The organism is Luteimonas sp. MC1828 (genome assembly GCF_016461615.1).
Taxonomy (GTDB): Bacteria; Pseudomonadota; Gammaproteobacteria; order Xanthomonadales; family Xanthomonadaceae; genus Luteimonas.
The window spans coordinates 375,418-390,823 of sequence record NZ_JAEMNY010000002.1 but is presented as its reverse complement, the minus strand read 5'-3'; the positions used below and the strand labels follow the sequence as shown (position 1 = coordinate 390,823).

At 70.8% G+C, this 15,406-nt stretch carries 15 protein-coding genes; 6 read left to right on the top strand and 9 right to left on the bottom strand.

What is annotated here, in order from left to right; genetic code table 11:
* Window positions 1-2: 2 nt before the first annotated feature.
* Together JHB91_RS11645 and JHB91_RS11640 are read right to left on the bottom strand one after the other, a co-directional pair.
* A complete protein-coding gene (locus JHB91_RS11645) occupies window positions 3-779 on the bottom strand; it encodes an ABC transporter permease (protein WP_199373620.1) in 777 nt (258 codons plus the stop codon).
* Window positions 779-1,693, bottom strand: a complete 915-nt coding sequence (locus tag JHB91_RS11640; protein ID WP_199472981.1) for an ABC transporter ATP-binding protein — start codon at window positions 1,691-1,693, stop codon at window positions 779-781. The genes JHB91_RS11645 and JHB91_RS11640 overlap by 1 nt, the downstream gene beginning before the upstream one ends.
* 163 nt (window positions 1,694-1,856) lie before the next feature.
* Between JHB91_RS11640 and JHB91_RS11635 the strand changes: the two genes are divergently transcribed.
* Genes JHB91_RS11635 through JHB91_RS11615 form a run of 5 tightly spaced genes read left to right on the top strand, consistent with a single transcriptional unit; the run spans window position 1,857 to window position 6,655 of the window.
* The gene (locus JHB91_RS11635) at window positions 1,857-3,095 is read left to right on the top strand and encodes an efflux RND transporter periplasmic adaptor subunit (RefSeq protein ID WP_199472980.1); all 1,239 of its coding nucleotides are present in this window, start codon (window positions 1,857-1,859) and stop codon (window positions 3,093-3,095) included.
* 35 nt (window positions 3,096-3,130) lie between these two features.
* Window positions 3,131-3,823: an ABC transporter ATP-binding protein gene (locus JHB91_RS11630; RefSeq protein WP_199472979.1), complete on the top strand. Its 693-nt coding sequence runs from the start codon at window positions 3,131-3,133 to the stop codon at window positions 3,821-3,823.
* 20 nt (window positions 3,824-3,843) lie between these two features.
* Entirely contained in the window at window positions 3,844-5,010 is a 1,167-nt protein-coding gene (locus JHB91_RS11625; protein ID WP_199373625.1) for an ABC transporter permease, read from the top strand.
* 35 nt (window positions 5,011-5,045) lie between these two features.
* Window positions 5,046-6,359 carry an ABC transporter permease gene (locus tag JHB91_RS11620; RefSeq protein WP_233348202.1) on the top strand — a complete coding sequence of 438 codons (1,314 nt, stop codon included), beginning with the start codon at window positions 5,046-5,048 and terminating at the stop codon, window positions 6,357-6,359.
* Window positions 6,356-6,655: a hypothetical protein gene (locus tag JHB91_RS11615; protein ID WP_199373629.1), complete on the top strand. Its 300-nt coding sequence runs from the start codon at window positions 6,356-6,358 to the stop codon at window positions 6,653-6,655. The genes JHB91_RS11620 and JHB91_RS11615 overlap by 4 nt, the downstream gene beginning before the upstream one ends.
* On the opposite strand, the gene JHB91_RS11610 is transcribed toward JHB91_RS11615, so the two are convergent.
* The 7 genes from JHB91_RS11610 to JHB91_RS11580 form a co-directional block, all read right to left on the bottom strand.
* Entirely contained in the window at window positions 6,630-7,991 is a 1,362-nt protein-coding gene (locus tag JHB91_RS11610; protein ID WP_199472978.1) for an FAD/NAD(P)-binding protein, read from the bottom strand. The two genes, JHB91_RS11615 and JHB91_RS11610, sit on opposite strands and share 26 nt — an antisense overlap.
* Window positions 7,988-8,851, bottom strand: a complete 864-nt coding sequence (gene rarD / locus JHB91_RS11605; RefSeq protein WP_199473245.1) for an EamA family transporter RarD — start codon at window positions 8,849-8,851, stop codon at window positions 7,988-7,990. The genes JHB91_RS11610 and rarD overlap by 4 nt, the downstream gene beginning before the upstream one ends.
* 26 nt (window positions 8,852-8,877) lie before the next feature.
* A complete protein-coding gene (gene yedA / locus JHB91_RS11600) occupies window positions 8,878-9,825 on the bottom strand; it encodes a drug/metabolite exporter YedA (protein ID WP_199472977.1) in 948 nt (315 codons plus the stop codon).
* Window positions 9,826-10,015: 190 nt separating this feature from the next.
* Entirely contained in the window at window positions 10,016-12,202 is a 2,187-nt protein-coding gene (locus JHB91_RS11595; protein ID WP_199472976.1) for a carboxy terminal-processing peptidase, read from the bottom strand.
* 178 nt (window positions 12,203-12,380) lie between these two features.
* A complete protein-coding gene (lipA, locus tag JHB91_RS11590; protein WP_199373637.1) occupies window positions 12,381-13,388 on the bottom strand; it encodes a lipoyl synthase in 1,008 nt (335 codons plus the stop codon).
* Window positions 13,385-14,068 (bottom strand): lipoyl(octanoyl) transferase LipB, encoded by a 684-nt coding sequence (gene lipB / locus JHB91_RS11585; protein WP_199472975.1) that lies wholly within the window; start codon window positions 14,066-14,068, stop codon window positions 13,385-13,387. Before lipB ends, lipA begins: the two co-directional genes overlap by 4 nt.
* Entirely contained in the window at window positions 14,056-14,334 is a 279-nt protein-coding gene (locus tag JHB91_RS11580) for a DUF493 family protein (protein ID WP_199373641.1), read from the bottom strand. Before JHB91_RS11580 ends, lipB begins: the two co-directional genes overlap by 13 nt.
* Before the next feature lie 109 nt (window positions 14,335-14,443).
* Between JHB91_RS11580 and JHB91_RS11575 the strand changes: the two genes are divergently transcribed.
* Entirely contained in the window at window positions 14,444-15,406 is a 963-nt protein-coding gene (locus tag JHB91_RS11575; RefSeq protein ID WP_199472974.1) for a CsgG/HfaB family protein, read from the top strand.

Genomic DNA, 15,406 nt, shown 5'->3' with positions numbered 1-15,406 from the left:
CATCAACCGCAGCGCGCGAGGCGCGCACGGGCAAGGACGAAAAACCCGATCGCGACCACCGCCAGCACGCCGAGGTGCAGCGCCACCGGCTGGCCCGCATCCATGCCCACCACCTTCAGCGCAAGCTGGCCATGATGGTAGGAAGGCCACACCGGCGCCAGCCGGGCCAGCGCGTCCGGCAACATCGCCAGCGGCAGCCACAGTCCGGACAGGAACGACATCGGCAGGTACAGGAGGTTGACCACCACCGGTGCGGCGGAACCGCCGGCCACGGTGCCGATGTACAGCCCGATGGCGCAGAACGGCAGCGCGCCGGCCACGTGCACCAGCCACAGCAGTGCCCACTGCCCCGGTGCCAGCGAGACCCCGGCCAGGGTGGCTGCGATCACGGCCAGCAGCAGCGCGACGATCGCCGAGAACAGCAGCGCCATCGCCATCTTCGCCAGCAGCCATGCGCCGGGCGGCATGGGCAGCGCGCGCTTGAGCGCCAGCAGCCCCTGCGCGCGATCCATCGCCACGGTCACGCCGAAGCCGAACAGCGCGGCGCCCATCACGCCGAACACGCCATAGGTGGCCAGCATGTGCTGCGCGGCACTGCCGTCGCCGCGATTCATCGCTACCCCGAACAGCAGGTAGAACATCACCGGGAACAGCAGCGTGGGCAGCGCGAACATCGGCGTGCGCAGCATGCGCAGGAACTCGTACTTCGCTTCCAGCACGTGGCTCTTCAGCAGCGGGTGGCGGCGGGCGGCCGCGGGAACCTCGACCATGGCATGCATCACGCGGCCTCCTTGAGCGACGTGTCGCGGGTGATTTCCAGGAAGGCCTCGGCGAGGCCGGCGCGGCTGACGTCGAGCCCGGACAGCGCCGGATCGGCGGCGAGCAGGCGACGCACAATCTCCTCGGCCACGTCGGCCACCACCTCCAGGCGTCCGCCATCGCGATGCACGGCACGAACCCGCGGCCAGCGCGCCACCTCCTCGGCATCGACCGTGCTGGTGCAGCGGATGCGGCGCTGGTCGACGCGTGCGCGCACTTCATCAAGACTGCCGCTGGCGACCACGCGGCCATCGGCCAGCACCACCACGCGATCGGCCAGCGCCTCGGCCTCTTCGAGGTAATGGGTGGTCAGCAGCACCGAGGTGCCCTCGGCGACGAGATCGCGCAGGCCGCGCCACAGGCCCTGGCGGGCTTCGATGTCGAGGCCGGTGGTGGGCTCGTCGAGGAACAGCATGCGCGGCGCGCCGCAGATCGCGAGTGCGAACTGCACGCGACGCTGCTGGCCGCCGGAGAGCTTGCCGTAGCGGCGCTTGAGCAGGCCGTCGAGCCCGGCGATGGCGACGCAGTCGGCCATGCTGCGCGGCGCGGGGTAATAGCTGCGCGTCAGGTCGAGCAGTTCGCCGACGGCGAGCGTGTCGGCGATCGCGCCGGCCTGCAGCATCACGCCGATGCCTTGGCGCGCCGCGAGGTCCTGCGGCGAGCGCCCGAACAGCCGCGCCTGGCCTGCATCCGGCTGCAGCAGGCCGAGCAGCAGCGAGATCGCCGTGGTCTTGCCGGCGCCGTTGGCGCCGAGCAGGGCGAGCACCTGGCCGCGATGCAGGTCGAGATCGACGCCGTCGAGCGCGACGACCGTGCCATAGCGCTTGCCCGCGCCCTGCAGTTGGGCGAGTGGCGCGTGATCGGACTGGTGCATGCGGTGGACCCCGGCGATTGGACGGCGCCATGTTCGTCGCCATGCGCGCTGGCCGGCAGTCGCGCCGGTCAGGGATCGCGGGTGACAGACGTCACCTGACATCGCATCCTGCGGCGGACACACTCGGTCACACTCCGCAGCGTCCCTCCGTCCAGATGACCATATGAACACCAACGCCGACCTGCTCAGGGAATTGAGGATCGACCGCAACGCACCACCGCCGCCATCGCGGCGCGGGCTGTGGATCGCCTTGGCCGTCGCCGCAGCGGTGCTGCTGGTGGCCGGCGCGGCGTGGGCGTTCCTCGCGCGCGACCGCGGCATCGAAGTGCAGACCGCGCCGGTGGTCGCCGCTGCGGGCGGCGGCAGCACGGCGGCTTCTGTGCTCGATGCCAGCGGCTACGTGGTGGCGCGGCGCATGGCGACGGTGTCGTCGAAGATCACCGGCCGCGTGCGCGAGGTGCTGATCGAGGAAGGCCAGCACGTGGCCGAAGGCGAGGTCATGGCGACCCTCGACCCGATCGATGCCGACGCGCAGCGCGACCTGTCCCGGGCGCAACTGGGTGCGGCACGCAGCCAGGCCGACGGCATCCGCGCGCAGCTCGTGGAAGCCGAAGCCAACGCCCGGCGGCTGTCGTCGCTGGTGCAGCAGCAGCTGGTGTCGCGCGCGCAGCATGAGCAGGCCATCGCGCAGCGCGACTCCCTGCGCGCGCAGCTCGCCACCGCGCAGCGCAACGCGCAGGTCGCCGGCGAACAGCTGCGGATCAGCGGCATCGGCGTCGACAACACCATCGTGCGCGCGCCGTTCGCCGGCGTGGTGATCGCCAAGGCGGCGCAGCCTGGCGAGATCGTGTCGCCGCTGTCGGCCGGTGGTGGCTTCACCCGCACCGGCATCGGCACCATCGTCGACATGGACTCGCTGGAAGTCGAAGTCGACGTCGGCGAGGCCTACATCGGTCGCGTGCAGCCGGCCATGCCGGTCGAAGCCACGCTCAATGCCTATCCGGACTGGAAGATCCCGGCGGAAGTGATCGCCATCATCCCCACCGCCGACCGCGGCAAGGCCACGGTCAAGGTGCGCGTGGCGCTGAAGGAAAAGGATCCGCGGATCGTGCCGGACATGGGCGTGACCGTGAGCTTCCTGGAACGCGCACCCGAAGCCGCGGCGGACCAGCCACGCGGCGTGCGCGTGCCCGCCGCGGCGGTCGCGGCGCGCGACGGCGGCGACGTCGCCTTCGTGGTCGCCGCCGAGGACCGCGCCGAACTGCGCACGATCCGGACCACCGCGGGCCGCAGTGGCGGTGACCGCCAGGTCCTGTCCGGGCTCGCGCCGGGCGAGACCGTCGTGCTCGATCCGCCGGCCGACCTGCGCGACGGCGACCGGCTGCGCATCGCCACCGACTGATCACACCCCCCTTGCAACCACCACGAGGCATGGCCATGACCACCCTGGTATCGATCCGCAACCTCACCAAGTCCTACCAGCGCGGCCCGGAGAAGGTCGAGGTGCTGCACGGCCTGGACCTGGACATCGCCTCGGGCGATTTCGTCGCGTTGATGGGGCCCTCGGGCTCGGGCAAGACCACGCTCCTCAACCTCATCGGCGGGCTCGATGCGCCCACCGGCGGCGAGATCGAGATCGACGGCCAGCGGATCGACAGCATGGGCGCGGGCCAGCTGGCGACCTGGCGCAGCCGCAACGTCGGCTACGTGTTCCAGTTCTACAACCTGATGCCGGCGCTGACCGCGCAGAAGAACGTCGAGCTGCCACTGCTGCTGACGAAACTCGGCGCAGCGCAGCGCAAACGCAACGCGCAGATCGCGCTGGAACTGGTCGGCCTGTCCGACCGCACCTCGCACAAGCCGGCCGAGCTCTCCGGCGGCCAGCAGCAGCGCGTGGCGATCGCACGCGCGATCGTCTCCGACCCGACGATCCTGATCTGCGACGAGCCCACCGGCGACCTCGACCGCCAGTCGGCCGAAGACATCCTCGGCCTGCTGCAGGAGCTCAACCGCACGCACGGCAAGACCATCGTCATGGTCACCCACGACCCGAAGGCGGCCGAATACGCCAGCCACACCCTGCACCTCGACAAGGGCACCCTTGTCGAACAGCAGTCGCACGCGGCCTGACGCGACCGGAGGAGGCCGACATGAAGTACTTCCACCTGGTCTGGGCCGCGCTGTTCCGGCGCAAGACCCGTACCTTCCTGACGCTCGCCTCGATCGTGGCCGCGTTCCTGCTGTTCGGCCTGCTCGACGGCATCCGCTCGAGCTTCGCCCAGCTCGGCCAGAACGCCGACGGCGCGCAGCGCCTGCAGACGGCGTCGAAGCTGTCCTTCATCGAGACCCTGCCGATCTCGCTGCAGGGGCGCATCGCAAACATCGACAACATCGAAGCAGTGACCTATGCCAACTGGTTCGGCGGCACCTACCAGGGACCGAAGAACCAGCTGTTCACGTTCGCGGTGGCGCCCAACTACCTGGACCTTTATCCCGAGATCCTGGTGGATCCGGCCGAGGTCGAGGCCTGGAAGCGCAACCGCACCGGCATGCTGGTCGGCGAGACCATGATGAAGCGCTTCGACTGGAAGGTCGGGCAGCGCGTGCCGCTGCAGTCGAGCATCTTCCCCAACAGTGACGGCAGCCTGGACTGGGCGTTCGACATCGTCGGCGTGCTGCGTGCCAAGGACAAGAAGAGCGCCGGCTTCACCGAATCGCTGATCCTGATGCACTACGACTACTTCGAGGAATCCACGCCGTATGTCGACGGCGACGTCGGCTGGTACATCAGCCGCGTCTCCGACGTGCGCCGCAGCGACGCGGCGGCCAGGGCGATCGACGCGCTGTCCGCCAACTCGCCGCACGAGACCAAGTCGATGAGCGAGCAGGCGGCGATGGCCTCGCAGCTCAAGCAGATGGCCGACATCGGCCTGATCGTGGGCTCGATCATGGGCGCGGTGTTCTTCACCCTGCTGCTGCTCACCGGCAACACCATGGCGCAGGCGGTGCGCGAGCGCACCTCCGAACTCGCGGTGCTGAAGACGATCGGCTTCTCCAGCAGCAGCGTGCTGTGCATGGTGCTGGCCGAATCGATGCTGATCGTGGTGATCGGCGGGGTACTGGGCCTCGCCCTTGCGGCGGTGATCGGACCCGCGGCCTCGGCCGGCAGCGGCGGCATGATCAGCCTGCCGCCGGTGGGCCTGCAGAGCTGGATGCTGGGCCTGGCGCTGATGCTGGCGATCGGCCTGCTGGTGGGCGCGCTGCCGGCGATCCGCGCCATGCGCCTGAACATCGTCGACGCCCTCGCGGGCCGTTGAAGGCCCTTCCCGAGGACATGCAGATGAATCGTTTGATGAAGGTACTCCGCGCCGCCGGCCTGGTCCTGCTGATCGCCCTCGTGCTCGCCGCGTGGATCTTCCTGCCGTGGTGGGCGCTGCTCGGCGTGGCCGCCGCCTTCGCACTGTGGATGCTGCTGGCCCGCAGCGGCCGGCAGGCCGCTTCGGTGACCATGGTCGGGGTCAGCACGCTGTCGCAGCGCCTCGGCTCGTCATCGGTCGTGATCGTGGGCATCGCCGGCGTGGTCGGCGTGCTGGTGGCGCTGCTGGCGATGGCCGAAGGCTACCGGCACACGGTCAGCAGCAGCGGCGACGAGCAGACCGCGATCGTGCTGCGCGGCGGCTCGTCGGCGGAGCTGATGTCGGTGATGACGCGCGACGCCATCACCACCATCGAGCGCGCCCCGGAGATCGCGCGTGACGCCGAAGGGCGGCCGATGGCCTCGCCGGAGCTGGTGGTGGCGGCCAACCTGCCGGTCCGCGGCGGCGCCGCCGACGAGGATGGCAGCGTGCAGCTGCGCGGCGTCGGCGACATGGCGTGGGCGGTGCGGCCGGGCATGAAGATCGTCGAGGGACGGCGCTTCGAACCCGGCAAGCGCGAGCTGGTGGTCGGCAAGGGCGCGCGCCGCCAGTTCACCGGCCTCGACCCCGGCAGCGAGCTGCGCCTGGGCAGCCAGCCGTGGACGGTGGTGGGCGTGTTCGAGTCGGGCGATTCGATGGAGTCGGAGGTCTGGGCCGATGCCGAAGTCGTGGCCGCCACCTACGGTCGCGGCAGCAGCCGGGCCTCGGTGTTCGCGCGCCTGTCCGCGCCGTCCGCCTTCAACGCCTTCAAGGCCACGCTGGCCGCCGACCCGCGCCTGCAGGTCGAGGCGAAGACCACGCTCGACTATTTCCAGGGCCAGTCCGAAGGCGTGTCGAAGGTGCTGCGCATCATCGGCATCGTGGTCGGCTCGATCATGGCGATCGGCGCGGTGTTCGGCGCGCTCAACACCATGTTCGCCAGCGTCGCCTCGCGTGCACGCGAGATCGCCACGCTGCGCGCGATCGGCTTCCGCGGCGTGCCGGTGGTGGTCGCGGTGCTGCTGGAGACGATGCTGCTGGCGGCACTTGGCGGCGCCCTCGGCGGTGCGATCGCCTGGCTGGTGTTCAACGGCTACACGGCATCGACGCTCGCCGGCGGCGTCGCCCAGCTCACGTTCGAGTTCAAGGTGTCGCCCGCCCTGCTCTGGGAGGGCCTGAAGTGGGCGCTGGCGATCGGCTTCGTCGGCGGCCTGTTCCCGGCGCTGCGCGCGGCGACCATGCCGGTGACCGACGCCCTGCGCGCGGCATGACCGGCGGCGACCTCCACGCGCTGTCGAACGCGGAGCTGGAGGCGCGCCTCCTGGACCTGCAGCGGCGCGCGTTCGAGGTCTACGAGGATGCCGCGCTCGCCGCCGAGGCGCGCGAGGACCGCAAGGCCTACGCGCGCGCCGAGGCGGAAGCGGCGCCGCTGATCGCCGAGGCCCGCGCCGTCAACGACGAACGCGTGCGCCGGCTGCGCCGGAGGGCGCGGAACTGGCGCAATGCGGGCGTGGCGATTGCAGTCGCCGGCACCGCGGCGATCAGCTGGATCGCGCTGCGGGCCTGAGCCGGGCGGCGATGCGTGCCGCCTGCAGGCGCAGGTCGGGCACGGCGATGCTTTCCCACTCCGCGCCGATGCGTAGGCTGCCGATCGCGAACAGCGCCGCGGCGGCACTGCCGTCGCGGTCACGCAGAGCACCATCACCATCGACATCCACGCCGAGGCCGAACGGACCCGGTCGCGCGAGCCCCGCGGCGAGCAGCGACGCCTGGAGCGCATCGTCCGCCACCGGGAATCGCGACTGGATGCCGGTGGCATTGACCACGCGGTCCACCTGCCAATGGCGCGCCGGCTTTCCGCCCTGCGCCACCGCGTGCAGTGCGACGCCGTCGCCATCAGTCGTGATCGCCGCCAGCCGTGCGGCCTCGACCCGCAGCTGTCCGTCGGCGCGCATCGCCTCGAGCGCCTCCACGACCTGCGGCGCGATGCGGTGGCGGTGCACGTCCCAGCCGCGCACCACGTGGCGCAGGAAGCGCGCCTGGTCGGCGGGCGACAGCGACTGCCACAGCCGCACGCCGTGCGGGCGCAGCGCCTGCATCACGCCCTGCCACGGCAGGCCGGCGGCTGTCGCCGCGGTGGCCAGCGCGCGCAGCCGGCGCATGCGTGCGCGCAGCGGCAGCGCGGCGAGCGCATCGATGTCGACATCGAGCGCCATGTGCGTGGGCTCGTGCGGCAGCGGCAGCAGCGCGTGCCGCGACAGCGCGATGACCGGGCCGCGATGTCCCTGCCCGCGCAGCGCCAGCACGATGTCGACCATGCTCAGCCCGGTGCCGACGATGGCGACCCGGGCATCCGCCGGGATCGCGGCGATCGCCGCCAGGTCCCAGGCTTCGCAGACCCGCGCCGCGATCTCCGCCGGCACGGACAACGGCAGCGGGCGCGACGCGTTGCCGGTGGCAAGCACGCACGCCGCGGCATGCAGGCGCTCGCCCGACGCCAGCACCACCGTGCGCCCGCCGTCCTCGCAGGCCACCGCCCGCGCGTGCACGTGAACGACAGCACCGCTGGCCGCGGCTTCGGCGAGGCGCGCGGCGAGGTAGTCGCCGAAGCGGCGGCGCGGCATGAAGTCGTGGCCCACGTCCGCGGCGGCCTCGCCATCCACGGCCTGCAGCCATGCCACGAAGTCGCCCTGCATCGCCGCGTGCCAGCCCATGCGATCGGCGGTGACGTTGAGCAGGTGCTCGTCGCGGGTGGTCGAATACGCCACCCCGCGCGCCAGCGTCGCGCGCGGCTCGATGATGGCGATGCGCATGCCCGGGTCGCGCGCCAGGCAGTGCATCGCCACCAGCGCGCCCGCGGCGCCGCCGCCAATGACGGCGAGGTCGTAACCTGCGCCGGTCATGCGCGGGCGCTCCGGCGCGCGCGCCGGATGCCATCGATCATGAACACCGCCAGCGCCGCCCAGATCAGCGCGAAGCCGATCGCACGGTCGCGGTCGAAGTGTTCCTGGAACACCAGCAGCCCGATCAGGAACTGCAGCGTCGGCGCGATGTACTGCAGCACGCCCACCATCGACAGCGGCACGCGCCGCACCGCGTACGCGAACCCCACCAGCGGCAGCGCGGTCAGCGCGCCGCCGAGCACCAGCAGCAGGTCCACGCCCGCCCCCCAGCCGCCGATGAAGCCACCGGTGCCCTGGAATTCGAACCAGGCCAGTGCCGCGAGCGCCGGCAGGAACAGGTAGGCGCTTTCCACGCCCAGGCCGGCGACCGCATCGATCGCGGCGAACTTGCGGATCACGCCGTACAGCGCGAACGAACTTGCCAGCGTCAGCGCGATCCACGGGAAGCTGCCGTAGTTGAAGGTCAGCCAGGCGACGCCCGCGGCGGCGATCGCCACCGAAACCCACTGCACGGAGTTGAGGCGCTCGCGCAGGAACACCACGCCGATCACCACGTTGAGCAGCGGGTTGATGAAGTAGCCGAGGCTGGTCTCGATGACATGGCCGGCATTGACCGCCCAGATGTACAGCCCCCAGTTGAACGCGATCAGCACGCCGCTGGCCGCGAGCATCCCCGCAAGCCGCGGCTGCGCGAGCACCGCGCGCAACCAGCCACCGCCCTGCTTCCAGAACAGCCAGGCGGCCACCAACACCGCGCTCCACACGATCCGGTGCAGGACGATCTGCAACGACGGCACCATCTTGAGCAGGTGCCAGTAGAGCGGCATGACGCCCCACAGCACGAACGCGCCGACGGCCATCCACACGCCCTTGCTGTCGAGCCGGCTCACGGCTGGGTTTCGCCGGCCGCCGCTGCGGCGGCTGGCGCGCGTGCACGCGCGCGCAGCGCCTTGCCCAGGGTGATCACCACCACGCCGCCCAGGATCACCACCATGGCCCCGATGTCATGGCCACTGAAGCGTTCCGCCGCCAGCCACGTGCCGAGCAGCACCGCGATCACCGGATTGACGTAGGCATAGCTGCCGGCCAGCGTGGTGCGCACGTTCTGCAGCAGCCAGGCATAGGCGGTGAAGCCGATGATCGAGCCGAACACCGCGAGATAGGCCAGCGCCGCGCTCGCCTTCGGCGTTGGCATGGCCGTGATGCGCTCGCCGAACACGAGGCCTGCGACCAGCATCAGCACGCCGCCGCAGAGCATCTGACCGGCTGCCGCCATGAAGGGCGTCGGCAACGCGCGGCCGCGGCTCCACACCGAGCCCCAGGCCCATGCCAGCGGCGCGACCAGCAGCGCCAGCATGCCCTGCGGTGAACCGGTGAGCGAGCTGCCGGCGTTGAGCCAGAGCACGCCGACAAAGCCGATGCCCAGCCCGAAGAGTTCCAGCCGCATCGGCCGTTCTCCGCGCAGACTGGCGAACAGCGCGATCCACAGCGGTGCCGAGGCCACGGCCACCGCCGCCAGGCCGGACGACACCGTCTGCTGCGCGATGCACACCATGCCGTTGCCCAGCCCCAGCAGCAGCAGGCCCATCACGCCGAGATCGCGCCATTGCGCGCGCGTCGGCGCGGGCACGCCGCGCAGGCGCAGGAATGCGTAGAACACGCCACCGGCGGCGAGGAAGCGCACGCCCGCCATCAGCAGCGGCGGATAGCCACCTTCCAGCGCGAAGCGGATCGCCAGGTACGTGGAGCCCCACACGAGGTAGACCGCCGCGAGCGCGAGCACGACGGACGGCCCGGTGGCGTTGCGTGGAGCCGGAAACGGGGCAGCACCCATCGCAATGTCCAGGGCGTAGAGGTATCGGGAGGGAACGCGGCCCGGACGGACCTGGCGGCGTGCGGGGATTCTACGCCGCGGGCAGCCGCGGGGCCCGCATCACTGCGGACCAACCACGGAATGGTGGCGCGAATCGTGACCCAGGGCCGGGCGCTGCGGGCTCATGCCGCGCCGGAGCGCGGGGCGCGTTTCAGCGCGCCCAGAGCCCCGGACCGGTCGACTCCGGCAGCACCGTGGCCGAAAGCTTGCGGTCGGCATCGAGCAGGCGCACCGCATCGGCCAGGATCGCCGCCGACTCGCGCAGCAGCGGATCCGGGCGCTTCTCCGCGGCGGCTTCGCGCGCGGTGTCCTTGGCGATGTCGCGCTCGTTCGCGGTCAGGCCATCGTCGCTGTCGATGTCGGCCAGCGGGTCGAGCTGCAGGCCCAGGCGCTGGCGCTCGGCCTGGCGCTCCTTGCGCTTGGCGTCCTGGCGGTCGCGCTCGGCGCGGCGCTCGGCCACGTTGAGCGAGATGTACTTCTTTTCGGATTCGGCGCGGAACTCGGCCACGTCCTGCGAGAACCAGCGGAACTCGTGGTCCTTCGCCACGCGCGCGGCGTGCAGCGCATCCAGCCGCGGCAGCAACGAGGCGAAGTTGCCGTAGCGCGTGTGCGGCACGGCGGCGATGCGCGTCCACGGCAGCGCGTTGTCGTAGGTGCTCTCGCCGAACACGCTGGCATCCACCGTCACCGGGAAGCTGATGTCGGGCACCACGCCCTTGTTCTGCGTGCTGCTGCCGCCCGGAAGGAAGAACTGCGCGATGGTCAGCTTGACCTGGCCGTAGCGCTTGCCTTCGTTGGCCGGCCAGCGGTCGAGGTCGACCAGGTTCTGCACCGTGCCCTTGCCGAAGGTGGTTTCGCCGATCACCAGCCCGCGGCCGTAGTCCTGGATGGCGCCGGCGACGATTTCCGAGGCCGAGGCCGAGCCGCGGTTGACGAGCACCGCGAGCGGGCCGTCCCACGACACACCGGCCTTGCGGTCCGCTTCCACGCTGACGCGGCCACCGGATTCGCGCACCTGCACCACCGGGCCCTGGTCGATGAACAGGCCGGTCAGCTCGACCGCCTCGTTCAGCGAACCGCCGCCGTTGCTGCGCAGGTCGAGCACCACGCCGTCGACCGCCTTGCCGCGGAACTCGCCGAGGATGCGCGCCACGTCGCGCGTGGCCGACGCATAGTCGCCATCGCGGCTGCGGCGGCCTTCGAAGTCCTGGTAGAACGCCGGCAGCTCGATCACGCCGATGCGCTTGGCGGGAGCGCCATCGACGCCCGGGATGTCGAGCATCTTGGACTTGGCCGCCTGCTCCTCGAGGCGCACCTTGGCGCGCGTCAGGGTGATCCGCACCGGCGCGCTGTCGAGCACGGCCTCCACCGGCACCACGTCCAGGCGCACCTGGGTGCCGGCCTTGCCCTTGATCTTCTCGACGACATCATCGATGCGCCAGCCGATCACGTCCTCCATCGGCCCGCTCGTGCCCTGGCCGACAGCGACGATGCGGTCGCCGGGCGTGAACTTGTTGCTGGTCGCTGCCGGCCCGCCGGGGATCAGCTCGCGGATCACCACCACGTCGTCCTGCCGCTGCAGCTGCGCGCCGATGCCTTCCAGCGACAGCGACATGCTCTGCGTGAACAGCTTGGCGGTGCGCGGGTTGAAGTAGTCGGTATGCGGGTCGATCGACGCGGTATAGGCGTTGAGGAAACTCTGGAACGCGTCCTCGCCGTTGAGCTGGGCGATGCTGGAGGCGATGTTGGCGTAGCGCTTGTCGAGCGTGGTGCGGATCTCGGCGGCACTCTTGCCGGCCAGGGTCAGGCGCAGCCAGTCGTTGCGCACCGACTTCTGCCACAGGCCGTCGAGCTCGGCGCCATCGGCCGCCCAGGGCGCGTCCTCGCGGTCGTAGTACCAGCGTTCGTCGCTGCTGAAATCGAAGATGTCCTGCTTCAGCAGGCCGCGCGCGTACGCCACGCGCTCGTCGACGCGCTGCTTGTACAGGGCGAAGATCTCGAAGGCCGGGCCCACGTCGCCCTGGCGGACGGCATCGCCCATGCGCGGCTCGTAGCGCGCGAAGCGCGCGACGTCGCCGGCCGAGAGGAACAGCTTGTTGCCGTCGAGCGATTCCAGGTAACGCTTGAAGATGTCAGCCGACATCGCCGCGTCGAGCGCACGCGGGCGGTAGGCGTAGCGGCTGTCGGAGAGCAGGCCGTAGACCAGCTTCGACGTGGTCGCGTGGTCGGCGGTCGGCGCGGCCGGGATGGCGCCGCCGTCGGCGCGCGCCATCAGCGCCAGCGGGGTGGCGAGTGCGAGGACGATCGCGGAGATGGAAATGGCTTGCCTGGCTTTCATTCGTACTCGCTCGTTGCTCGCGTCGCTGCGGGGTGGCGCCTGGGCCACGATCGCCTGCCCTTGGGGCCGGGGACAGTGCTGGAAGTTGCATCGGGAAGGCGCAAACCCACTCTAACCGCGGGAATGGGCATGGGTGTGAACGATGAACAAGCGCCGTGGCGGCCGCGGCGCGACGGGCTCAGCCCGCGACGCCGGCACCGGCGGCCTGGCGGTCGGCGTGGTACGAGGAGCGCACCAGCGGCCCCGAGGCGACGTGGGTGAAGCCAAGCGCCATGCCGTAGTCCTCGAAGGCCTTGAACTCCTCCGGCGTCCAGTAGCGCAACACCGGGTGGTGATGCGCGCTGGGCTGCAGGTACTGGCCGATCGTGACCATGTCCACGTCGTGCGCACGCAGGTCGCGCAGGGTGCCCTGCACCTGCTCCAGGGTCTCGCCGAGGCCGAGCATGATCCCCGACTTGGTGGTGACGTCCGGATGCTGCGCCTTGAAGCGCTGCAGCAGGGTCAATGACCACTGGTAGTCGGCGCCCGGGCGCACGTTGCGGTACAGCTCCGGCACGGTCTCGACGTTGTGGTTGAACACGTCCGGCGGATTGGCCGCGAGGATCTCCAGCGCGCGGTCCATGCGGCCCTTGCCGCGGAAGTCCGGCGTCAGCACCTCGACCTTGGTGGTCGGGGTGAGCGCGCGGATCGCCGCGATGCAGTCGACGAAATGCTGGGCGCCGCCGTCGCGCAGGTCGTCGCGGTCGACCGAGGTCACCACCACGTACTTCAGGCCCATGTCGGCGACGGTCTCGGCCAGGCGGCGCGGCTCGTCGGCGTCGGGCGGCTTCGGCCGGCCGTGGGCGACGTCGCAGAAGCTGCAGCGGCGCGTGCACACGTCGCCCAGGATCATGAAGGTCGCGGTGCCGTGGCCGAAGCACTCGTGGATGTTCGGGCAGCTGGCGTCCTCGCACACCGTGACCAGGCGGTTCTCGCGCAGCTTGGCCTTGAGCGCGGCAACCGCGCCGTTGGACGGGATGCGCACGCGGATCCAGGACGGCTTGCGCAGCACCGGGGTGTCCACGAATTCCACTGGCGAGCGCCCGATCTTGTCGCCCGCGACCTGCTTGACCCCCGGCACCAGCGACGGCGCGCCGGCATCGGCGATGACGGCGAGCGGGATGGACTTGGCGGAGGTGTTGGTCATGATCTCGTGGCCGTGGCAAAAACCGCTTCTCGAGGCGCTTCTGACGGCGCCAGGCCGAACTGCGTGGCGAGGGTCGCGACCAGCGCGGGGCCAGCGATATCGAGGCTTGCGGGACCGCCGCATTCTACCACCGAGGTCACCGCGAGCCCGGCGTAGCCGCAGGGGTTGATGCGGCGGAACGGCTCGAGGTCCATCGCGATGTTGAACGCGAGGCCGTGGAAAGTGCAGCCGCGGCGCACGCGGATGCCGAGCGCGGCGATCTTGGCGTCGCCCACGTAGACCCCAGGCGCGCCCTCGCGGCGCGCCGCGGCGATGTCCCAGCCGGCCAGGGTGTCGATGAGCGCCTGCTCGATGCGGCAGACGTAATCGCGCACGCCGATCTTCAGGCGCTTGAGGTCGAGCAGCGGATAGACCACCAGCTGGCCGGGACCGTGGTAGGTCACCTGGCCGCCGCGGTCGACGTGCAATACGGGAATGTCGCCAGGCAGCAGCACGTGTTCGGGCTTGCCGGCCTGGCCGAGGGTGAACACCGGATCGTGCTCCACCACCCACAGCTCGTCGGGCGTCGCGTCGTCGCGGCGGTCGGTGAACGCCTGCATCGCGCGCCACACCGGTTCGTAGGGCTGCCGGCCGAGTTCGCGCAGCAGCGCTGGTCGCGGCGCGGCCGCTACAGCGTCCACTTCACCTCGGGATGCTCGCGCAGCGCGGCATGCGCGGTCTCGTACTCCTCGCGCGAGTTGGCGCGGAAGCTGAGCCTGATCGATGCGAACTTGCCGCTGCTCGAGGCCCGCGTGGTCACGGTTTCGTGCAGCACCGTCAGGCCGGCCGCGCGCAGCAGGTTGGGCACCTCGACCTCGAGGCCCGCGGTGACGGGACCTACCGCGGTGATCTCGAAATCACCGGGGAACTGGAAGCCGTGCTCGGGGTTGTCGGATTTGATCTCCATTTCGCGATTATGGGGATCGAGGCGCGAAATCCAAGCGCCGAACCTGGCCTGCGACAGGGCCTGCCCGCGTTTTCCGCGGTAACCGCTACGCCTTCGGGCAGGAGATGCCATGTTGATCGACCACCGTGCCGCCATCCCGGCCGCCACCCTCGCACTGTCGTGCGCCATCGGCCTGTTGCTGGCCGCGCCGGCGCAGGCGCAGACCGCGCAGCAGCAGCGGGCGCAGCAGGCCAACCAGATCCCGACCTGTGCGCAGAGCCTGGGCACCATCTCGGTGGCCGAGCCGCCGGGCCGCAACTGGTGGAGCGGCCAGCAGCTGGCCTCGCCCACCGCGGTGATCAAGGTCTATGTGAGCAAGTCGCGCTGCTTCACGCTGGTCGACCGCGGACAGGGCATGGCCGCGATGCAGGCCGAACGCGGGCTGGCCTCCTCCGGCGACCTGCGCGGCGGCTCCAACCTCGGCAAGGGCCAGATCCGCGCCGCCGACTACGTGCTGGTGCCCGACCTGGTGGCGCAGAACGCCAACTCGGGCGGCAACAGCATCGGCGGCCTGCTCGGCGGGATGATCGGCAACAGCACCGCCGCGGCGGTGGTCGGCGGGCTCAACCTCAAGCGCAAGACCGCCGATGTGGTGCTGACTGTCACCGACATGCGCTCCTCGGAGCAGGTGGCGATGACCGAGGGCCACGCCAGCAAGACCGACCTCGGCTGGGGCGCGGGCGCGGGCCTGTTCTCGGGCGGCTTCGGCGGTGGCGGCGCCACCGGCTACGCCAACACCGAGATCGGCCAGGTGATCGCACTGGCCTACCTGCAGGCCTACACCGACCTGGTCGCGCAGCTCGGCGGCCTGCCCGGCAATGCCTCGGCGGCCAACGCCCAGCAGGCGGTGACCATGCAGAAGCCCGGGCGCCTGCTGAAGCAGGCCGACGGCCGCGGCGGCGCGGTGCGCGAGCTCGACGTCGGGATGATGCTCTACCCCACCGGCAACCGCTCGGAGCTGATGTGGGAGGTGGACGACGAGCTCGGCAACCGTGGCTGGGTCAACTCGACGCTGTTCGGCCTGTCGCGTTGA